The 20,739-nt window shown below is 70.4% G+C and carries 20 protein-coding genes; 10 read left to right on the plus strand and 10 right to left on the minus strand.

Annotation, left to right across the window (positions count from 1 at the left end):
• Window positions 1-38 precede the first annotated feature (38 nt).
• Both WG923_RS19080 and WG923_RS19085 read left to right on the plus strand, forming a co-directional pair.
• Window positions 39-1,028, plus strand: coding sequence for a Bug family tripartite tricarboxylate transporter substrate binding protein (locus WG923_RS19080; RefSeq protein ID WP_340352572.1), 990 nt, complete (start codon window positions 39-41; stop codon window positions 1,026-1,028).
• Window positions 1,029-1,079: 51 nt separating this feature from the next.
• Window positions 1,080-2,015: an NAD(P)-dependent oxidoreductase gene (locus tag WG923_RS19085; protein ID WP_340352573.1), complete on the plus strand. Its 936-nt coding sequence runs from the start codon at window positions 1,080-1,082 to the stop codon at window positions 2,013-2,015.
• Window positions 2,016-2,116: 101 nt separating this feature from the next.
• On the opposite strand, the gene WG923_RS19090 is transcribed toward WG923_RS19085, so the two are convergent.
• Both WG923_RS19090 and WG923_RS19095 read right to left on the minus strand, forming a co-directional pair.
• Window positions 2,117-2,905 (minus strand): NUDIX hydrolase, encoded by a 789-nt coding sequence (locus WG923_RS19090; protein ID WP_340352574.1) that lies wholly within the window; start codon window positions 2,903-2,905, stop codon window positions 2,117-2,119.
• Entirely contained in the window at window positions 2,905-3,888 is a 984-nt protein-coding gene (locus tag WG923_RS19095; RefSeq protein WP_340352575.1) for a quinone oxidoreductase family protein, read from the minus strand. Before WG923_RS19095 ends, WG923_RS19090 begins: the two co-directional genes overlap by 1 nt.
• 112 nt (window positions 3,889-4,000) lie before the next feature.
• Between WG923_RS19095 and WG923_RS19100 the strand changes: the two genes are divergently transcribed.
• Window positions 4,001-4,900, plus strand: a complete 900-nt coding sequence (locus WG923_RS19100; RefSeq protein WP_340352576.1) for a DMT family transporter — start codon at window positions 4,001-4,003, stop codon at window positions 4,898-4,900.
• 142 nt (window positions 4,901-5,042) lie between these two features.
• Here WG923_RS19100 and WG923_RS19105 read toward each other — a convergent pair whose 3' ends face one another.
• Entirely contained in the window at window positions 5,043-5,840 is a 798-nt protein-coding gene (locus WG923_RS19105; RefSeq protein ID WP_340352577.1) for an SDR family oxidoreductase, read from the minus strand.
• Window positions 5,841-5,869: 29 nt separating this feature from the next.
• Between WG923_RS19105 and WG923_RS19110 the strand changes: the two genes are divergently transcribed.
• Window positions 5,870-6,388 carry an SH3 domain-containing protein gene (locus WG923_RS19110; RefSeq protein ID WP_340352578.1) on the plus strand — a complete coding sequence of 173 codons (519 nt, stop codon included), beginning with the start codon at window positions 5,870-5,872 and terminating at the stop codon, window positions 6,386-6,388.
• Window positions 6,385-7,290 (plus strand): M48 family metalloprotease, encoded by a 906-nt coding sequence (locus WG923_RS19115; protein WP_340352579.1) that lies wholly within the window; start codon window positions 6,385-6,387, stop codon window positions 7,288-7,290. Before WG923_RS19110 ends, WG923_RS19115 begins: the two co-directional genes overlap by 4 nt.
• 104 nt (window positions 7,291-7,394) lie before the next feature.
• Here WG923_RS19115 and WG923_RS19120 read toward each other — a convergent pair whose 3' ends face one another.
• The 6 genes from WG923_RS19120 to WG923_RS19145 form a co-directional block, all read right to left on the minus strand.
• Window positions 7,395-8,681, minus strand: a complete 1,287-nt coding sequence (locus WG923_RS19120; protein ID WP_340352580.1) for a DUF3422 family protein — start codon at window positions 8,679-8,681, stop codon at window positions 7,395-7,397.
• A 63-nt stretch (window positions 8,682-8,744) separates the two neighbouring features.
• The gene (locus WG923_RS19125) at window positions 8,745-9,200 is read right to left on the minus strand and encodes a hypothetical protein (RefSeq protein WP_340352581.1); all 456 of its coding nucleotides are present in this window, start codon (window positions 9,198-9,200) and stop codon (window positions 8,745-8,747) included.
• Window positions 9,201-9,287: 87 nt separating this feature from the next.
• Entirely contained in the window at window positions 9,288-10,799 is a 1,512-nt protein-coding gene (locus WG923_RS19130) for a tripartite tricarboxylate transporter permease (protein WP_340352582.1), read from the minus strand.
• Window positions 10,800-10,812: 13 nt separating this feature from the next.
• Complete coding sequence (locus tag WG923_RS19135) at window positions 10,813-11,301, minus strand: tripartite tricarboxylate transporter TctB family protein (protein ID WP_340352583.1); 489 nt, start codon at window positions 11,299-11,301, stop codon at window positions 10,813-10,815.
• Between the two features lie 132 nt (window positions 11,302-11,433).
• Entirely contained in the window at window positions 11,434-13,224 is a 1,791-nt protein-coding gene (locus WG923_RS19140) for a GspE/PulE family protein (protein WP_340352584.1), read from the minus strand.
• A gap of 192 nt (window positions 13,225-13,416) precedes the next feature.
• Entirely contained in the window at window positions 13,417-14,172 is a 756-nt protein-coding gene (locus WG923_RS19145; protein ID WP_340352585.1) for a spermine/spermidine synthase domain-containing protein, read from the minus strand.
• Window positions 14,173-14,363: 191 nt separating this feature from the next.
• On the opposite strand from WG923_RS19145, the gene WG923_RS19150 reads away from it, so the two are divergent.
• Complete coding sequence (locus WG923_RS19150; protein WP_340352586.1) at window positions 14,364-15,329, plus strand: hypothetical protein; 966 nt, start codon at window positions 14,364-14,366, stop codon at window positions 15,327-15,329.
• Here the strand turns inward: WG923_RS19150 and WG923_RS19155 are convergent.
• A complete protein-coding gene (locus WG923_RS19155; protein ID WP_340352587.1) occupies window positions 15,319-16,161 on the minus strand; it encodes a TatD family hydrolase in 843 nt (280 codons plus the stop codon). The genes WG923_RS19150 and WG923_RS19155 overlap by 11 nt on opposite strands.
• Window positions 16,162-16,272: 111 nt before the next feature.
• Here WG923_RS19155 and WG923_RS19160 point away from each other — a divergent pair, with 111 nt between their 5' ends.
• The 4 genes from WG923_RS19160 to WG923_RS19175 are packed head-to-tail and all read left to right on the plus strand — an operon-like array spanning window position 16,273 to window position 20,342.
• The gene (locus WG923_RS19160; RefSeq protein ID WP_340352588.1) at window positions 16,273-17,271 is read left to right on the plus strand and encodes a S1C family serine protease; all 999 of its coding nucleotides are present in this window, start codon (window positions 16,273-16,275) and stop codon (window positions 17,269-17,271) included.
• Window positions 17,272-17,305: 34 nt separating this feature from the next.
• Window positions 17,306-18,316: an AAA family ATPase gene (locus WG923_RS19165; RefSeq protein WP_340352589.1), complete on the plus strand. Its 1,011-nt coding sequence runs from the start codon at window positions 17,306-17,308 to the stop codon at window positions 18,314-18,316.
• On the plus strand, window positions 18,297-19,286 hold the full coding sequence (locus tag WG923_RS19170; RefSeq protein ID WP_340352590.1) for a DUF58 domain-containing protein: 990 nt from the start codon (window positions 18,297-18,299) through the stop codon (window positions 19,284-19,286). The genes WG923_RS19165 and WG923_RS19170 overlap by 20 nt, the downstream gene beginning before the upstream one ends.
• 15 nt (window positions 19,287-19,301) lie before the next feature.
• Complete coding sequence (locus WG923_RS19175) at window positions 19,302-20,342, plus strand: VWA domain-containing protein (RefSeq protein ID WP_340352591.1); 1,041 nt, start codon at window positions 19,302-19,304, stop codon at window positions 20,340-20,342.
• The last annotated feature ends 397 nt before the right edge of the window (window positions 20,343-20,739 follow it).

Below are 20,739 nucleotides of genomic sequence, written 5' to 3' on the forward strand. Positions count from 1 at the left end.
CGGGGGCGCACACCGTGTTGCAACAAGGAGTGAATCGGATGAGAGCTGCCTTCCCCTCCCGCCGTGATGCGCACCGCCTCGTGCTCGCACTGGCGTGCGCGTGCCTCGCACCGCTCGCAGCCCACGCGCAGGCCTTCCCCGCGAAGCCCGTGCACCTGGTCGTGACCTATCCGGCCGGCGGCAGCTCCGACCTCATGGCGCGCATCATGGGCCAGAAGCTGCAGGAACACTGGGGCCAGCCGGTGGTGATCGAAAGCAAGCCGGGCGCCGCCGGTTCCATCGGCATGGAATACGCGGCCCGCCAGCCGGCCGACGGCTACACCTTCGTGGTGGGCAATCTGGGGCCGGTCGCGGTCAACCCCCTGATCAGCAAGGTGCCCTACAGCATGGACAAGGACTTCGTGCCGGTGGCCCTCACCGCCACGGGCGCCAACATCCTCGTGGTGCCGGCCAACTCGCCGTACAGGAACCTGCAGGAGATCCTCGCCGCCGCGCGCGCGAAGCCGGGGCAGGTCAGCTTCGGCACCAGCGGCCCCGGCAGCATGGCGCACCTGGGCGGCGAGCTGATCATGCGGCAGGCCAAGGTGAAGATGAACGGCATCAACTACAAGGGCGGCGGCCAGGCGGTGAACGACCTGCTGGCGGGCCACATCGACATGATGGTCGCCGACGCACTGCCCGTCTCGCAGTTCATCAAGACCAGCAAGCTGCGCCCGATCGCCAGCACCGGCGCCGCGCGCTCGAGGATGTTCCCGGACATCCCCACGTTCACGGAGGCGGGCCTTGCCGGCATCGTGGCCGAGAACTGGTGGGGCGTGTTCCTGCCCGCCGGCACGCCCAAGGCGATCGTGGACAACTACCACGCGGCCCTGGTGAAGATCATGGCCGACCCCGACCTGAAGGCGAAGTTCGCGGACCTCGGCGTCGAAGCGCAGGCCAGCACGCAGGACGAATTCCGCGCGTTCCTGGCGGCGGAGACCTCCAAGTACTCGAAGCTGGTCGCGGACAATAACATCAAGGGCGAGTGAAGCCCGTGGCCTGAGGGCGCCGGCCCTGGCGGCGCCGGCCAAGAACAACGAATGAACAACAGCAAGAACAAGGCCCCGGCGCGCAGCGCCGTGGGCGTGGTGGGACTCGGCATCATGGGCTCGGCGATGTCCGCCAACCTCCTGAAGGCGGGCTTCGAGGTCTTCGGCAGCGACCCGGTGGCGCGCGCGCGGCGCCGGCTCGCGGACGCCGGCGGCACCGCCTTCACCAGCGCCACCGAGGTCGCGCGCGCGGCGCGCTTCATCGTGCTCTCGCTGCCCAGCGAGGCCGCGCTGGAGGCGGTGTGCGAGGAACTGGTCGCCGCCGCCGCGAAGCGGCTGGTGGTGGCCGAAACCAGCACGCTGCCGGAAGGCGCGAAGCGGCGCGCGCACGACCTGCTGGCGCAGCACGGCATCACCCTGCTGGATTGCCCGCTGTCCGGGACGGGTGCGCAGGCGGTGAACCGCGACCTGGCCGTCTACGCGAGCGGCGAGGCCGCGGCGATCAAGGCCTTCGCGCCGGTGTTCGAGGGCTTCGCGCGGGCGCGCTACGACGTCGGCGCCTTCGGCAACGGCACCCGCATGAAGCTGGTCGCCAACCTGCTGGTGGCGATCCACAACGTGTCCACCGCCGAAGCGATCCTGATGGGTGCGCGCGCCGGGCTCGATCCGGCCCAGATCGTCAAGGTCGTGGCCGATGGCGCCGGCGGCTCGCGCATGTTCCAGGTGCGCGGCCCGGTGATGGTGGAGCGCTCCTGGGACCAGGCCACGATGAAGGTGTCGACCTGGCAGAAGGACATGCGCCTCATCAACGACCTGCTGCAGGCCACCGGCACGCCCGCGCCGCTGTTCGCGGCCTGCATGCCGGTCTACAACGCCGCGATGGCATTGGGCCACGGCGACGCCGACACGGCCGCCGTGTTCGCGGTGCTGGAGCAGATGGTGGGCGGCGCGCCTGCGACCGGCAAGCGCAGGAAGGCACGCTCGTAGGCTGGCGGTGGAGCGCCAGCGAAACCCCAGCGATCGGCGAGCCGCCGCAAGCTGGGGTTCCCTCCGGTCACCGCCAGCCTACGACCTCCCGCGCCTGCCCCCTACCCGAACGCCGCGACCAGCACCAGCGAAGCGTCGATCGTGAAAGCTTCGCGTTCCAGCAGCATCTCCACTTCCGGCGGCGGCATGCAGCGGAAGCCCGCCACCTCGCCGTCCTGGTTGGCGGGCTCCACGCCCGCGGGCAGCGCGCAGGCATACCAGTCGAGGACCTCGACGACGTAGCCGTGCGGCAGCTCGCGAAACGGACGGCGTGTGAGCAGCCGCCCGCCGTAGCGCAGCTCGCGCACCTGCTCCAGGCGCAGGCCCGCTTCCTCCCAGGTCTCGCGCGCCAGCGCATCCTCCACCGCTTCGTTCGCCGGCACCATGCCGCCGACGAGCGTGTCCCACAGGCCCGGGTCGCTGGGCTTGTCGAAGGCGCGCTGCTGGACCCAGTGCGCGCCGCGCGGATCGGTCGCGACGAGGTGCACCGCATGCGTCGCGATGCCCAGCGGCCGCACCACCGCGCGCTCCACCGTGCCGAGCAGGCGCCCTGCTTCATTGCGCACGGCGAGCTGCTCGTCGCGCCACGCATGCGCGAGGCCGCGCTCGCGCAGCACGAACGCGATGCGCGCCAGCGAGTCGGTGAGGTCGCCCACCACTTCCCACGTGCCCTGCGCATCGCGCCAGCGCAGGAGCGGGCTGGCGGCCATTCCCGCGCGATCGAACAGGTCGGCTTCGACCGAGCCGATGCGCTCGCCGCGCCAGGCGAGCGGCACGCGCGGGTGCCGCGGCGCGCAGTCGGCCGCGGCGTGCAGGTGCGCGCGCCACGCCGGTGCCAGCCGCAGCGGCATCAGACCGTCAGGATCGTGCAGCCCGTGGTCTTGCGCGCTTCCAGGGCCTGGTGCGCCTCGCGCACCTGCGCCAGCGGGAAGCGCTGGTCGATGCGGATCTGCACCTTGCCGCTGGTGACGGCCTCGAACAGGTCGTCGGCCATTTCCTGGTTGGACTCGCGCGTGGCGATGTGCGTGAACAGCGTCTGGCGCGTGACGTACAGCGAGCCCTTGTTGCCCAGGATGCCGGGCGCGAAGGGCGGCACCGGGCCGGACGCATTGCCGAAGCTCGCCATCAGGCCGAAGGGCCGCAGGCAGTCGAGCGACTTGTCCCAGGTGTCCTTGCCGACGGAGTCGTACACCACCTTCACGCCCTGCCCGCCCGTGATCTCCTTGACGCGCGGCAGGAAGTCTTCCTTGCTGTAGTTGATCATGAACTCGGCGCCCAGCGACTTCGCCAGCTCGCACTTCTCGTCGCTGCCCGCCGTGCCGATCAGGCGCAGGCCCATGGCCTTGGCCCATTGCACGGCGATCAGGCCGACGCCCCCGGCGGCGGCGTGGAACAGCACGAAGTCGCCGGGCTTCAGGCCGCCCTGCGGCAGCGTGCGCTTGAGCAGGTACTGCGCCGTGAGGCCCTTAAGCATCATGGCCGCGCCGGTCTCGAAGCTGATCGCGTCGGGCAGCTTGCAGACGTTCTTCGCCGGCATCACGCGCGCTTCCGAGTAGGAGCCCGGCGGGTGGCTGGCGTAGGCCGCGCGGTCGCCCGCCTTCAGGTGCGTGACGCCCTCGCCCACGGCTTCCACGACGCCGGAGCCTTCCATGCCCAGCGTCAGCGGCATCTGCTGCGGATACAGGCCGGTGCGCTGGTAAACGTCGATGAAGTTCAGGCCGATGGCCTGGTGGCGGATGCGGATCTGGCCCGGGCCGGGCTGGCCCACTTCGATGTCGACCAGCTCCATCTGCTCGGGGCCGCCATGCTGGCGAATCTGGACTGCCTTGACCATGTGAGTGTCTCCTTGCCGTTGGCTGTGCACGAATGCGGCGGATGGTGCCACGAATCCGTCAGCACCGCCTCAGCGCGGGGAACACCCCCGGGCGTAAAGTCGCGGGCTTCCCATGACCCAGCGCCTGACCCTCCCCACCGCCCTGCTGCTCACGCTGCCGCCGATGCTGTGGGCGGGCAATGCCGTCGTCGGGCGGCTCGTGTCGCCGCTGGTGCCGCCGCTCACGCTGAACTTCCTGCGCTGGGGCCTGGCCTTCCTGCTGCTGCTGCCGTTCGCGTGGCGGCTGCTGCGGCCCACCAGCCCGATCTGGCCGCGCATGGGGCGCTACGCCGTGCTGGGGCTGCTGGGCGTGGGCTGCTACAACGCGCTGCAGTACATGGCCGTCAGGACCTCGACGCCGATCAACGTCACGCTGGTGGCTTCGAGCATGCCGTTCTTCATGCTGGGGTTCGGGGCGCTGTTCTTCCACCAGCGCATCACGGGCCGGCAGGTGCTGGGCGCCGCGCTCTCCATCGCGGGCGTGCTGGTGGTGCTGTGCCGCGGCGACGCCGCGCACCTGGCCGAGGTGCGCTTCGTGCCGGGGGACCTCTACATGCTGCTGGCCACCGCGGCGTGGTCCGTGTACAGCTGGCTGCTCACCCGCCCGGGCGATCCGCCGGAGGTGCGATCGGACTGGGCCGGCTTCCTGATGGCGCAACTGGTGCCGGGCGTGGCGTGGTCGGCGCTGTTCGCCGCCGGCGAGACGGCCGTCACCACGCAGCAGATCCAGTGGGGGTGGCCGCTGGCCGCGGCGCTCGCTTATGTGGCGATGGGTCCCGCGCTGCTGGCGTACCGCTGCTGGGGCCTGGGCGTGCAGCGCGTGGGGCCCAACATCGCGGGCTTCTTCTCCAACCTCACGCCCCTCTTCGCGGCGCTGTTCTCGGCGGCCTTCCTGGGCGAGCCCCCGCGCCTCTTCCACGCCCTGGCCTTCGTGCTGATCGTGGCAGGCATCGTGGTTTCGTCGCGGCGGTGAGGGAAAACCGAATACCGGACGCAGAGGACGCGAAGGGTACGCAGAGGACGCAAAAAGAAATCCTTTAAAGGTATTCTTTGCGTCCTCTGCGTACCCTTTGCGTCCTCTGCGTCCGGAAGTCCGCCTTCAGCGGAAGTCGATCCTAATAAGTGCCCGGATACGCCCCGCCGTCGATCAGGACGTTCTGGCCGGTGATGTAGCTGGCTTGCGCGCTGCACAGGAAGGCGCAGGCGGTGCCGAATTCGTCGGGGGTGCCGAAGCGGCGGGCGGGGATGGTGTTCATGCGCTGCTGGCGCATTTCCTCCACCGTCTTGCCGGTCTTCTTCGCGCTGCCTTCCAGCGTGGTCTTGATGCGGTCGGTGTCGAACACCCCCGGCAGCAGGTTGTTGATCGTCACGTTGCCGGACGCCAGCTTGGTCGTGCGCGCCACGCCGGCCACGAAGCCGGTCAGGCCGCTGCGCGCGCCATTGGACAGGCCCAGGATGTCGATCGGCGCCTTCACCGCGCTCGACGTGATGTTCACGATGCGGCCGAAGCCGCGCGCGGCCATCCCGTCCACCGTCGCCTTGATCAGCTCGATGGGCGTGAGCATGTTGGCGTCCACCGCCTTGATCCACGCCTCGCGGTCCCAGTCGCGGAAGTCGCCGGGCGGCGGGCCGCCCGCATTGGTGACGACGATGTCGTAGTCCTTGCGGAAGGCGAACACCTTGGCGCGGCCTTCCGGCGTGGTGATGTCGACGGCGATCGGCTCGACCTGCGTGCCCTGCGGCACCTGCGGATCCTTGCGCAGCCTCTCTGCCGCGGCCTGCAGCGCCTCGGCGCCGCGGGCCACGATCACGACGTTGGCGCCTTCGCGCGCGAGCGCCTGCGCGCAGCCCCAGCCCAGTCCCTTGCTGGCCCCGCAGACCAGCGCCCATTTGCCCGTGATGCCCAGGTTCATACAATCCCGCCTGTTTGGAAGAAGCACGCATGATACGCATCGCAGTTCGCGCCGTCGCACTCGCGCTGGCCCTGGCGGGGGCCGCGTCGGCCCAGGAGGCCGCCGTCACCCGCCGCGCGACCGAGTTGCGCGAAGCCCCGGCCGAAACCGCGCGCAGCCTGGCGGCGCTGCCCGCGCAGGCGCCCGTGACGCGCGGCACCGGGCGCAGCGGCCCCTGGGTGCAGGTCCGCACCGAGGCGGGCGCCAGCGGCTGGCTGCACCTGTTCGACCTCGGCCCGGCCGGCACGGCCTCCGCCTCGGGTGCGAGCGATGTCGTCGGCAGCGCGCTGCGCGGCGTCACCGGCCTGTTCGGCAACCGCCAGCCGCCGCAGGCGTCCGCCAGCGCCGGCATCCGCGGCCTCGAAGCCCAGGACATCGCGCGGGCCAACCCCGAACCCGCCGCCGTCACCCGCATGGAAGCGCTGCGCCAGAACGAGGCCGACGCGCGCGCCTTCGCCGCCGGTGCCCAGCTGCAGCCCGTGGCCATCCAGCCCCTGCCCGCGCCATGAACCCGTCCCGCATCCTCCTCGCCGCGCTCTGCGCCGGCTCCTTTGCACTGGCGGCGCAGGCCCAGGACCCGGGCAAGGCGCTCGGCGGCCTGCTGCGACAGATCGTGCCGGGCGGCCTGCCGAACCTGCCGCAAGCCGCGCCGCGCCCCTCGCCCGCCACCGGCGACCTGGTGCAGATGCTCACCGAATCCTTGGCCCAGATCGACGAGCCGCGCGAGATCGAGATCGGGCGCCAGCTCGCAGCGGTGCTGCTCGGAAGCAAGCCCCTGCATGGCGACATGGCGCTGCAGCGCTACGTGAACCGCCTGGGCCGCTGGGTCTCGCTGCAGTCGACGCGGCCGCAGCTGCCCTGGACTTTCGGCGTGCTCGACGATCCGGGCTTCAACGCCTTCGCGGCACCGGGCGGCTACGTCTTCGTGACGCGCGGGCTGGTGGACCGTGTCGACGAGGCCGAGCTCGCGGGCATCCTCGCGCACGAGATCACGCACGTCACGGGCAAGCACCACCTGAAGGCGCTCGCCGCCAAGGCACGCGCCGGGCTCGCGACGCAGCTCGTGGCCTCGCAACTGCGCGGCAACGCGCAGGGCGCCATCTCGGCGCAGATGCTCGCGCTGGGGCGCAACCTGTATTCCAGCGGGCTGGACCAGGGCGACGAATACGAGGCCGACCGCGAGGGCGTGGCGCTGGCGGCGCGCGCGGGCTTCGATCCGTACGGGCTGCCGGCCGTGCTGCAGCAACTGCGCGCCGCGGCGCCGGACAATCCGCTGTTCACGCTGACGCTGGCCACGCATCCGCCGGCGCAGCAGCGGCTCGAGCGGCTGGAGGTGGCGATGGGTGCGCGGCTGGATGCGCTCTCGGGCAAGCCCTCGGTTCCGATCGCGCAGCGGCTGGGGCAGCGCTGACGGGCGCCTCGTAGGCTGGTGCTGAGCCGCGAAGCGCGCGAAGCCCAGCGCTTGTGGCGACGCAGGAACGCTGGGCTTCGCGCGCTGCGCGGCTCAGCGCCAGCCTACCGGTGCGCCAGCACGCGCGCGTGCAGGCGCCGCAGCGACAGCCAGACGCCGCCCGCCACGATGGGGATCGCGCAGGCCGCCGTCACCTCCGGGCTGAACGGCCAGCCGAGCGCACCGGCGCCCTTGGCGAGGTAGCTGACCAGGCCGACGATGTAGTAGGTGATCGCCGCCACCGACAGGCCTTCCACCGTGGCCTGCAACTGCAATTGCAGGTCCTGCCGCCGGTTCATCGTGGCCAGCAGGGCCTGGCTGCTTTGCTGCTGCTCGATCTCCACCCGCGTGCGCAGCAGGTTGCTGATGCGCGAGACGCGCTGCGACAGCGCGTCCTGCCGCCGCACCGACCAGGCGCAGGTGGCGCGCGCCGGCGACAGCCGCCGCTCGAAGAATTCGCCCAGCGGCTGCAGGCCCGGCAGGCGCTGCTCGTGGATGTCCTGCAGGCGCTGGTCCACCAGCTCGAAATAGGCGGCACTGGCCGAGAAGCGCGAATGCGTCGCCGCGTAGTGGCTCTCCACCTGGCCCGCCAGGCGGGTGAGCCGGTCCAGCAACTGCGGCTCCTCGTGCGGGCCCGCCAGCCGGATCGCCTCGGCCAGCGCGGCGAGTTCGCCCTCCGCCACCGCCAGCAGCGCCGACGATTCGCGCGCGGCCGGCAGGCCCAGCAGCGCCGCCATGCGGTAGGTGTCGATCTCCAGCAGGCGCTGCACCAGCCGGCCCAGGCGCCGGGGCGGCAGGTGGTCGGCCAGCAGCACCATGCGCGACCAGCCGTCGGCATGCAGCGCGAAATCCGTGAACACGCGGGCATTGCCATCGGACACCGCGCAGCCGACCAGCGTCTCCTCGTGCAGCACGTGCCGGGTGAGCGGCACCTCGCCTTCCGGGTCGCCGGGCAGCACCCACAGGTGCAGGGCCGCGAGCGTCTGCCCCGGCAGGGCCGCCAGCCACTCCTGCGGCACCGATTGCACCGCGGCCACCGGCTCCTGCTGGCCGAAGCCCGCGGCGTCGAAGGCGCGCGAGAAGGTCCACGTCACGAATTCGGTGTGCAGCTCCCAGCGGATGCGCACGCCGCCCACCTCCAGTCGCACGTGCGTGCTCTGGGCGTCGGGCTGCGGCAGGTGGTGGTCGCGCAGCAGGGTCGCCAGGTGCGCGCGGCTCGCCTCGCGCTGGCCGGCGTCGCCCACCATCACGATGTGCGACAGCGCCAGCGGCGCGGCCATCGCTTCGGGCGGGCGGGCGTGGATCTCGTTGTGCAGCGCCACCCGTTGCGGGTGGGCGGAAGGCTGGTGCATGGGAGGCGGGTGTTCGCGGGCGGACGCGCCCATTGTCGCGGAAAGCGCGGCCGCCCCGCCGCTTCAGTAGTCCGCCGAACGGCCCAGGGCCACGCCCCATCCGATCAGGATCCAGCGCCACTTGGCCACGGCGCGGAAACCCTGCGTGCGACCGGTCGCGTCGTGCATCGCCTTGCCGCGCACCAGCGACAGCGTGATCGTCCGCGACGCATCGGCGCCGGGCGGGCAGATCCAGTTGCGGCCATCCTGGACCTGGCAGCCGGTGAAGCGGCCGGACGGCTCCGCCTTGCCGAGGGTCCAGAACAGCACCTCCTGCCGCCGCGGCAAGGCGCGGAAGCGGAAGCGGTCCGCCCGCGCGAGCTGCCCGGTGCAGGTCTCGCCGCGCCACTCGCCGTTGCGGCAGCTCACGGTGTAGATGGTCGACTCGCCCTGGATCGTCACGAAGTCGGTCAACCACGCCCAGACCGCGAGCAGGACGAGGATCGGGAGGAACAGGAAGGAGACGGTCGAGGTGCGCACGATGGCCCGCATGCTAGCGTCAGCCGGGCTGTAAGGGTGAAAAAAAGAACGGCCCCGAGGGGCCGTTCTTGCCATGCCCGGGTGCCGTCAGTCTTCGACGAAGGCTTCCTCGCGCTTGCTCTTCACCGCGGGCAGCGCCACGATGATCACCAGCAGCAGGGCGGCCGCCAGCAGGCCGGCGGACAGCGGCCGCGTGACCAGCACGCTCCAGTCGCCGCGCGACAGCAGCAACGCGCGGCGCAGGTTCTCCTCCATCATCGGGCCCAGGATGAAACCGAGCAGCAACGGCGCCGGCTCGCACCCGAGCTTGATGAACAGATAACCGATCACGCCGAAGATCGCGACCATCCAGATGTCGAACACGTTGTTGTTCGTGGAGTACACGCCGATCGCGCAGAACAGCACGATGGACGGGAACAGCCAGCGATAGGGCACCGTCAGCAGCTTGATCCACATGCCGATCAGCGGCAGGTTCAGGATCACCAGCATGGCGTTGCCGATCCACATCGAGGCAATCAGGCCCCAGAACAGTTCGGGGTTGCTGGTCATGACCTGCGGGCCCGGCTGGATGTTGTGGATGGTCATCGCACCCACCATCAGCGCCATCACCGCGTTGGGCGGGATGCCCAGCGTCAGCAGCGGGATGAAGGAGGTCTGCGCACCGGCGTTGTTGGCCGCCTCGGGCGCCGCCACGCCGCGGATGTTGCCCTTGCCGAAGGGGACCTCGCCGGGCTGCAGCTTGGTCTTCTTCTCGATGGTGTAGGCGGCGAAAGCCGACAGGAGCGCGCCGCCCCCGGGCAGGATGCCCAGCGCGCAACCGAGCGCGGTGCCGCGCAGCACCGCCGGCAGCATGCGCTTGAAGTCCTGCGCGGTGGGCATCAGGCCCTGCACCTTGGCCGTGAACACCTCGCGGTGCTCCTCGCTCTTGCCCAGGTTGCTGATGATCTCGCCGTAGCCGAACACGCCCATGGCGATGGTGATGAAGCCGATGCCGTCGGTGAGTTCCGGGATGTCGAAGGAAAAGCGCGCCACGCCGGAGTTCACGTCGGTGCCCACGAGGCCCAGCAGCAGGCCCAGCACGATCATCGCGATCGCCTTGACCAGGGAGCCGGAGGCCAGCACCACGGCGCCGATCAGGCCCAGCACCATCAGCGAGAAATATTCGGCCGGCCCGAACTTGAAGGCCACTTCCGTCAGCGGCGCGGCGAAGGCGGCCAGGATCAGCGTGCCCACGCAGCCGGCGAAGAAGGAGCCCAGGCCCGCGGCGGCGAGTGCCGGGCCCGCGCGGCCCTGGCGGGCCATCTGGTAGCCGTCGATCACCGTTACCACCGAGGACGATTCGCCCGGCAGGTTCACCAGGATGGCGGTGGTGGAGCCACCGTACTGCGCGCCGTAGTAGATGCCGGCCAGCATGATCAGCGCCGACACGGGCGGCAGCGCGTAGGTGGCGGGCAGCAGCATGGCGATGGTCGCCACGGGGCCGATGCCGGGGAGCACGCCGATCAGCGTGCCGAGCAGGCAGCCGATGAAGGCGTACAGCAGGTTGATCGGCGTGAAGGCGACGCCGAAGCCGAGCGCGAGGTTGCTAAAGAGATCCATGTTGTTCTTCCTCTCAGCCGCTGATGAAGCTGGGCCACACCGGGAACTGCAGCTTGAGCAGGACGATGAAGGCCAGGTAGCTGCCGATCGCCAGGATGGTGGCGAGCACCGCGACTTCCTTGGTGTTGTGCTCCTCGCCCGCCAGGCTGGCCACGAAGGTCAGCGCGTAGATGGCGACGATCAGGCCCATGGCGGGCAGGCCGATCTTGGGCAGGCCGGCGAGCAGGATGCCGAACAGCAGGTTGGCGCCGATGATGAAGCCGAGCGGCTTCCACGCCCACTTGCCGATCGGTTCACCGTCTTCCGTCTCGACCACGAGCGCTTCGAACGTGATGAACACGCCGATCAGCGTGAGCAGGATGCCCAGCATCAGCGGGAAATAACCGGGGCCCATGCGGGCGCCTTCGCCGATCGTGTAGTTCGTGGCACCCCAGGCGAATGCGACGCCCGTGCCCATGAACATGAGCCCGGACCAGAAATCCTTTTGGCTCTTGATTCTCATGTTGTCTCCTGAGACTGGATTTGCGACCGGCTGGATTGTGGGGGATACAGCCACCTCGACCGATGTGGGTATCACCTACATCCGGTTACCCTACGGGACACTGACTCCCGAGCGGCGCGGGCGGCCTTCGTGTCACTCAGGCGACGGTGTCGCCGTCAGCACTTCCTCGATCGTGGTCAGGCCCTCGGCCACGCGCAGCGCGCCGGCCAGGCGCAGTGGGCGCATGCCATCGGCGACGCCCTGGCGGCGCAGCGCGTGCATGGAGGGGTCGCGCGCCACCTGGTCCTTGAAGGCCTCGCTGACGGTCAGGAGTTCGTACAGGCCCATGCGCCCCAGGAAGCCGGTCATGCGGCAGTCGACGCAGCCCACCGGCCGGTAGGGCTGCCAGCTGCCGGTGATCTTCCACGGCTTGACCACGTCGTCGAGCGCCGCGCGGGGCGTCTCGGTATCGGGGGTGCGGCACTGCTTGCACAGCGTGCGCACCAGCCGCTGGGCGAGCACGCCGATCAGCGTCGCGTTGATCAGGTAGGCGGGCACGCCCAGTTCCATCATCCGCGTGACGGCCGAAGGCGCGTCGTTGGTGTGCAGCGTCGAGAACACCAGGTGGCCGGTGAGCGCGGCCTGCACCGCCATTTCGGCGGTGGTGAGGTCGCGGATCTCGCCCACCATGATGATGTCGGGGTCCTGCCGCATCAGCGCGCGCAGCCCTTCCGCGAAGCCGAATTCGAGCTGCGTCTGCACCTGCGTCTGGTTGAAGGCGGGCTCGATCATCTCGATCGGGTCCTCCACCGTGCTCACGTTGACCTCCTCGGTCGCGATGCGCTTGAGCGTCGAATAGAGGGTGGTCGTCTTGCCCGAGCCGGTGGGGCCGGTCACCAGGATGATGCCGTGCGCGCGCTTGACCAGCGCCTCCCAGCGCTGCGCGTCGTGCGGCGAGAAGCCCAGCGCGTCGAGGTCCTTCACCGTGGTGTCGGGGTCGAAGATCCGCATCACCATCTTCTCGCCGAAGGCGGTGGGCAGCGTCGACAGGCGCATCTCCACCTCGTCGCCGCGGGGGTTGCGGGTCTTGATGCGGCCGTCCTGCGGGCGGCGCTTCTCCACCACGTCCATGCGACCGAGCAGCTTGATGCGCGCCGTCATCGCGTTGAGCACGGCGGGCGGCATCTGGTAGACCGGATGCAGCACGCCGTCGATGCGGAAGCGGATCACGCCCTGCTCGCGGCGCGGCTCCAGGTGGATGTCGCTGGCGCGCTGGTCGAAGGCGTACTGCCACAGCCAGTCGACCACCTGCACCACGCCCTGGTCGTTGGCATCGAGCTGCTTGTTCGACTTGCCCAGTTCGACCAGCTGCTCGAAGCTGGCGGCCCCGGCGTTGCCGCCGGCGCGCTGCGCCGCGCGCACGGACTTGGCCAGGGCGAAGAACTCCGCGGTGTAGCGCAGGATCTCCTGCGGGTTGGCGACCACCCTGCGCACGCTGCGGCGCGCCTGCCGCTCGACCTCGTCGACCCAGTCGGAGACGAAGGGCTCCGCGGTGGCGACCACCACTTCGTTGGCCGTGACCTGCACCGGGAGCACGCGATGCCGCTCGGCATAAGCGGCGCTCATGGTGTCCGCGACCTTGGCCACGTCCACCTTCAGCGGGTCGATGCGCAGGTAGTCCATCTGCGCGCGGGAGGCGAGGTACTGCGTCAGCGCCTCCAGGTCCAGCGGCTTGCCGTCGGAGGCGCGCGTCATCGCCACGGCGGCCAGCCGCACCAGCGGATGCTGGGCGCTTTCCGCCTGCGAGCAGCGCGCGATCGTGCGCCGCGCCTCCTCGGGCGAGATCACGGCGTCCTCGCTGAGCCACTCCACCATCTGCTGCCAGTGCAGCGGGCCGCGCGGCGGCGTGCGGGCGGAGATCTTCACCTTCGGGTGCGCGGTCATGGCCTCCATGGTACCGGGCGCGAACGAGGCCCGAGAAAACCGAACAGCCGGACGCAGAGGACGCAAAGAGGACGCAGAGGACGCAAAAAAGACATGAAATTTGAAATCTTCTTTTGCGTCCTCTGCGTACCCTTGGCGTCCTCTGCGTCCTCTGCGTCCGGCTGTTCGGTTCTTGCGTTCGGACTTCGGTTTCTACAAGACCGGCTTGAACACCCGCAGCCACTTGCGCGCCGGCAACCCCCAGCGCGACTCGATCACGTCGGCGCGCAGGGCCAGTTCGCCGCGCTTGGGGTGCACCGGCTCGCGCAGCGCCAGCACCACGGTGTTGCCCTCGCGGGTCGGCCGGAACGCCCAGACGGCGTCGTCGCCGAAGGCGGCCTGGATGCGCTCGAGGCTGCGCTCGTAGCTGGAGGAACGCCCGAACAGGTTGACCGTCATGCAGCCATCCTCGGTCAGCAGGCTGCGGCAATCGCGGTAGAACGCCTCGCTGTCCAGGACCGGGGCGGCCGCCTCGTGGTCGTACAGGTCCACCTGCAGCGCGTCGACCTGGCCGCGCCAGTGCCCGTGCGCCACCACTTCGGCGGCGTCGCCGAGGATCACGGACAGCCGCGTGTCGTCCTTCGGCAGCTTGAACCACAGCCGGCAGGCCGCGATCACCTGCGGGTTCAGCTCGATCGCCGTGGTCTTCATGCGCAGCTTGCGGTGGCAGAACTTGGTGAGCGCCGCGGCGCCCAGCCCGAGCTGCATCGCATGGCGCTTCGCCACCGCCTGCGGGTCCGTGAACAGCAGCCAGGCCATCATGCGCTGCACGTATTCCAGGTCGATGTCGAAGGGCTCGTCCAGCCGCATGGAGCCCTGGATCCATTCGGTGCCGAGATGAAGGTATCGGATGTCGCCCTGGTCGGAGAAATTGACTTCGGGGAGTTGCGGGTTCGCTGCGGGTGCCACGGCGCTGGATTATCCGGGCCCGGCATGGGCGTGCCCGCGACACTCCTGCACCGTTCGCGACCGGCAGGGCCCCGGCCGTCGCGCGGCCGCGGCCCCCGTGCAACGTGCGGCGGGGTCACGTGAGGTATGTCACTGGGCCCTCGGACCGGCGGCTCCAGAATGATTCGCATGCGGGTTTCCCCTGTCCATCGATGACCGAATTCCTCACGCCCACCGGGCCCGGCAAGCCCTTCGCTGCGCCCGATCCGCTGCGGCGTGTCAGCCGCACCGCGGCCTTGCGCGCCGCCGCCAGCTCGATCGCCACGCCGACGCGTTCGGCCTCGTCGCTCGCGGCCGCCGCCCACCAGGTGCTCCAGGGCCTGGCCGGCAGGCGCGTGCCGCGCCTGGGCAGCGTGCGCGAGCGGCTGCAGAACGCCGAGGCGACCTGGGACCTGCGCGAACTGGACCGCGCGCTGCACGCGCTGCAGGACGCGAGCGCGGCGGTCGACTTCCTGCCGGCCCGCGGCCGCGCCTTTCCGGTGGCCGAGTTCCAGCGCCAGGCCGGCTCCCTCGGCACCGCCGCCAGGCGGATGGCCACCCTCGGGCTGCATTTCGTCGGCCGCCATGCCGCCGATGCCGCCGTCACGCGCCTGCTGTGGGCGGAACTGCTGATGGAGTCGCGCTCCATCGACAAGCGGGTGCGCCAGGGGCTGCTGTGGTTGCGCGACATGGAACTGGAGCTGGGCGTGCGCCGGGCGGCGGCCACCGCGGAAGTCTCGCAGCGCGCCCTGCAGGAGCTCGGCCGCCGGGGCGAGGCGATCGAGGACAAGCTGCACCTGGTGCAGGGCCTGTGCGGCGCGGCGCGCTCGGCGCGCAGCCTGGGGGACCAGGTCCAGGCGCACCGCGGCGCCCTGTGCAACCTGCTGCACGAGGAGGTGCGGCCCGCCAGCCTGAAGCTGCAGCACCGCCTGCAGGCCCTGCTCGAAGGCTGCGCCACGCAGCACCCGGAGCCGGCCGAACTGCTGCACGCGATCGACTGCCGGCACGAGCTCGAGGTGGCCGTCACGCGCGCCGTCGCCGAGCTGCATCACCTGCAGTGCCTGCAGAACGAGCTCCAGACCCAGCTCGCCTGGATGGCGCAGAAGGCCAAGCCGATCGCCGAGGCGCCTAAGGCCTGACCAACGCACGCAGGCGGGGCAGCGCCTCGCAGGCATTGCGCGTGGTGAGCGCCGCCAGCTCCTGCACCGGCATGCCGCGCAGCTGCGCCAGCACGGCACCGATGGCAGGCAGTTCCCCCGGTTCGTTGCGGCCCTGGACCGCACCCGCGGCGCGTTCTTCCGCGGTGCGGTAGAGCCAGCGCGGCGGGATGTCCGGCGCATCCGTTTCCAGCACCAGCGCCTCGCCCGGCAGCTCGCGGGCCAGCCGGCGGATCTGCAGCGCCCGCTCGTACGTCACGGTGCCGCCGAAGCCGAGCCGCAAGCCGAGCTTCACGAATTCGCGCGCCTGCTGCAGGCTGCCGTTGAACGCATGGGCGATCCCGGTGGCCGGGATGCGCCGCAACTGGCGCAGCAGCTGGTCGGCGGAACGGCGCACGTGCAGCAGCACCGGCAGGCCGTGGCTTCGGGCCAGCTGCAACTGCTCGCGATAGAAATATTCCTGCCGCGCGGGGTCGAGGCCGGGAGCGAAGTAGTCCAGGCCGATCTCCCCCACGGCGACCAGGCGCGGGTCGTCGCGCGCGGCGGCGAGGGCCCGGTCGAGCACCGCGAGATCCTCGTCGGCGGCCGTGCCCGTGCACAGCGGGTGGATGCCCAGCGCGTAGCTGTCGCCATGCCGGTGCGCGAGTTCCCGCACTGCATCAAAGTTGGCGGGCAGCACCGCCGGCAACACGCAGTGCTGCACGCCGCCAGCGCGCGCGCGCTGGCGCACCGCGTCGGTGTCTGCAGCGAACTCGCCGGCGTCGAGATGGCAGTGCGTATCTATCCACATATAAGGGGTTTCCACATTCGGCATGGATCATCGCGCAAGCCGTGCAGAGCCCGGAAAAGCGTGATACCGTGCGTCATCGCCAGGGCTGCAACGGCGTGGCCCGCGGAGTCTCTCAGGACAGCCCAAGGATCACGGATGCGCAGGCCAGCCCTTTACAGTTCCAGCCGCCCTGCCCGCCCCGCGGCGGCCGATCAAACCGGCGCGTCCCTCGGCGGTGCCGAGCCACAGCCGGTGCCGGCTGCGGCGCCCCCCCGCAGATTCCGGCTCGCCTTCTCCCCCTCCAGTCCCGCGCTCCTGTGGGCCGCCATCCTGCTGCTCGGGATCGCGCTGGCGCTGAGCCTCGCGCTGCGGCCGATGCCGCGCAAGCTCACGCAGGAAGACATCAACGCCGCCGTCCTCAAGACGATGGAGACGCAGGTCATGCCGTCGGAGTACGCGCGGGCCTACGACAACATCCGGCCGGCCGTGGTGCGCGTCGTGAGCTACGTGAAGAAGAGCCGCCTGAAGGACACCGAGAGCAAGCTGGCGACGAAGACCGCCAAGCCCAAGCCGCTCGGCCCCGCCACCACCGACCAGACGGGCGACAGCGACGAAGTCGAGAACGGCGTGGGCACCGGCGTCGTCATCATCGACAAGGGCGTGATCCTCACCAACCTGCACGTGGTGCACGGCGCCGACCACGTGCGGGTGATCTTCTACGACGGCCTGGAAGCCGATGCCACCATCACGGGCGTGCAGGCGGAGAACGACCTCGCCGTGCTGCAGGCCAGCAAGATCCCCGACGACCTGATCGCCGCCACCATGCGCTCCACCAGCGACCTCGGCCCCGGCGACAAGGTGCTGGCCGTGGGCTTCCCGTTCGGCATCGGCCCCTCGGCCTCCGGCGGCGTGGTCTCCGGCCTCGGCCGCGTGTTCCGCTCGCCCGAGGGCAAGCAGGAAATGAAGAACCTGATCCAGTTCGACGCCGCCGCCAACCCGGGCAACTCCGGGGGCCCGCTGGTCACGATGGATGGTGAAGTGGTGGGCATCGTCACCGCCATCCTCAACCCCACTTCCGCGCGGACGTTCATCGGCATCGGCTTCGCCGTGCCGATCGAGAACGCCGCCACCGCCGCCGGGCTGCCGCCGTTCTGACGGCCGTCTTTTCCTTTCGAGTCACCGAGGTTTCATGGACACCACCACCGCCCGCACCGACAGCGCCACCGCGCAATTGATGGAACAGATCCTGTACGAGGTCAAGCGCGTCGTCGTCGGGCAGGACAGGTTCCTGGAACGGGTGATGGTCGCCATGCTGGCCCAGGGCCACCTGCTGGTCGAAGGCGTGCCGGGTCTGGCCAAGACGCTGACGGTCAAGACGCTGGCCAACACCATGCGCGGCCAGTTCAAGCGCATCCAGTTCACGCCCGACCTCGTGCCGGCGGACCTGGTGGGCACGCGCATCTACAACCAGAAGACCGGCGAATTCGCCACCTCGCTGGGCCCGGTGTTCGCCAACCTGCTGCTGGCCGACGAAATCAACCGCGCGCCCGCCAAGGTGCAGAGCGCCCTGCTGGAAGTGATGCAGGAGCGGCAGGTCACGATCGCCGGCGAGACGCATAAGGTGCCCAGCCCCTTCCTCGTGATGGCGACGCAGAACCCGATCGAGACCGAGGGCACCTATCCGCTGCCCGAAGCCCAGGTCGACCGCTTCATGATGAAGGTGCTGGTGGACTACCCCACCGACGACGAGGAATTCGTGATCGTGCAGCGCGTGACCGGCCCGGCGGTGGACGTGGCGGCCGTCGCCACCACCGACCAGCTCGCGCAGCTGCAGCGCGAATGCCGCCAGGTCTACGTCGATCCCTCGCTGGTGCAGTACGCGGTGAAGCTGGTCTCGGCCACCCGCACGCCGGAGCGCCACGGCCTGAAGGAACTCTCGCGCTTCATCACCTACGGCGCCAGCCCGCGCGCGACCATCAACCTCACCGAGGGCGCCCGCGCGCTCGCCATGCTGCGCGGCCGCGGCTACGCGCTGCCGGAGGACATGACCGACCTGGTGCCGGACGTGCTGCGCCACCGCGTGGTGCTGTCGTACGAGGCGCTGTCCGAAGGCCTGAGCTCCGACGCCGTGGTGCAGAAGATCATGGCCAAGATCCCGCCGCCGGCCAAGCCGCTGGAACATGAAAAGCTGGTGGCGTAAGACCCGCGACACGGCGCCGGAATCCCCGGCGTCCGCCGCCGTGCCCGCGCACCACGCGGAGCACGTGCTGCGCCGCCTCGAATGGAAGGTGATCCGCCGCCTCGACGGCCTGCTGCAGGGCGACTACCGCACCCTGCTGCGCGGCACGGGGCTGGACCTGGCGGACCTGCGCGAATACCAGCTGCACGACGACGTGCGCCACATCGACTGGAACGTGACGGCGCGCATGCAGGCGCCCTACGTGCGCGTGTTCACCGAGGACCGCGAGATGTCCGCCTGGTTCCTGATGGACCTGAGCCCCTCGGTCGACTTCGGCTCCAGCGAACTGCGCAAGCGCAACGTCTCGGCCGAATTCGTCGCCGTGCTGGCGCGCCTGCTCACCCGCCACGGCAACCGCGTGGGCGCCATGCTCTATGGCAGCGGCGTCGACACGGTGATCCCCACCCGCAACGGCCGCCGCCACGTGCTGCACCTGCTGCACAAGATGCTGGACCGGCCGCCGCACGTCGAAGGCCAGGTCACGCGCCTGAAGGACCTGCTGTCCTCCGCCGCCAGCCTGATCAAGCGCCGCTCGACCATCTACGTGGTCTCCGACTTCATCAGCGAGCCCGGCTGGGAAAAGCCGCTGGCGCAGCTCGCGCAGCGGCACGAAGTGGTCGCCGTGCGCGTGCTCGACCCGCTGGAGCTGAACCTGCCGGACCTCGGCCTGCTCACCCTGCGCGACGCCGAAACCGGCGAGCAGGTGGTGGTGGACACGCACGACGCGGGCTTTCGCAAGCGCTTCGCCCGCATCGCCGCGCAGCGCGAGTCGGAGCTGCGCGAGGCGCTCACGCGCGCCAGCGTCGACGCCCTGGAACTGTCCACCGACGCCGACCTCGTCGACGCCATCGTGCGCTTCATCGAGATGCGCAAGCGCCGCAGCCAGCTGGCGGCTGGCAGCCTGCCCGCGCACCTCAAGCGCGTCGCCTGATTCCGGAGACCCGCCATGCAATTCCTCTGGCCCCAGAACCTCTGGCTGCTGCTGGCCCTGCCGGTGCTGGTCGGGCTGTACCTGCTGCTGCTGCGCCGCAAGAAGAAGATGGCGGTGCGCTATGCGTCGCTGACCTTCGTGAAGGAGGCCATGGGGCGCGGGCAGCAGATGCGGCGCCACGTGCCGCCGGCGCTGTTCCTGCTGTCCATGGCGGCGCTGGTGCTCGCGGCATCGCGCCCGGTGGCGGTGGTCACGCTGCCGTCCAACCAGCAGACCATCATCCTGGCCATGGACGTGTCGGGCAGCATGCGGGCCACCGACGTGCAACCGAACCGGCTGGTGGCGGCGCAGAACGCCGCCAAGGCCTTCATCGGCGAGCTGCCGCGGCACGTGAAGGTGGGCATCGTCGCCTTCGCGGGCTCGGCGCAGGTCGCGCAGCTGCCGACCACCAACCGCGAGGACCTGGTCACCGCCATCGACCGCTTCCAGCTGCAGCGCGCCACCGCGACCGGCAACGCGATCGTGATCTCGCTGGCCACGCTGTTCCCCGACCAGGGCATCGACCTCGAATCGATGCAGAGCGGGCGCGAGCGCCAGCGCGGCTTCTCGATCGACAACGAGAAGAAGGGCAAGAAGGAGTTCCAGCCGGTGGCGCCGGGCTCGTATCCCTCCGCCGCGATCATCATGCTGACCGACGGCCAGCGCACCACGGGCGTGGACCCGATCGACGCGGCCAAGATGGCGGCCGAGCGCGGCGTGCGCGTCTACACGGTCGGCATCGGCACGGTGGACGGCGAGACGATCGGCTTCGAGGGCTGGTCCATGCGGGTGCGCCTGGACGAGGACACGCTCAAGCAGATCGCCAACAAGACCTCGGCCGAGTACTTCTATGCCGGCACGGCGCATGACCTGCGCAAGGTCTACGAGGCCCTGAGCTCCAAGCTGACCGTCGAGAAGAAGGAAACCGAGATCTCGGCACTGTTCGCGATGGCCGCGGCGTGCCTGGCGCTGCTGTCGGCGGGGCTGTCGCTGGTGTGGTTCAACCGGATCCTGTAGGCGGCGCCACGGGGCGGGGAAGGGGCGCGCTGCGCCCCTTTTTCATGGGACGGCGTGGGCGCGGGGTTGGGCGCGGGGTCTCATGGGCGCGGGGTTTCGTGGGCGACGGGTTTCGTGGGCGACGGGTCTCGCGGGCGACGGGTCGCGTGGGCGACGGGTCTCGCGGGCGACGGGTCGCGTGGGCGACGGGTCGCGTGGGCGACGGGTCGCGTGGGCGACGGGTCGCGTGGGCGACGGGTCGCGTGGGTCGCGGGGGCGCCGGCGCGTAGGCTGGTGGTGGAGCGCAGCGAAACCCCAGCGATGCGCGAAGCGCTGGGGTTCCGGCGCGCGTTGCGCGCGGTCACCGCCAGCCTACGGGCCGGTACCCGACGCGCACGAACGCCCACGACGTGCACGA

It is taken from the genome of Ramlibacter sp. AN1133 (assembly GCF_037890035.1).
Classification (GTDB): domain Bacteria; phylum Pseudomonadota; class Gammaproteobacteria; order Burkholderiales; family Burkholderiaceae_C; genus Ramlibacter.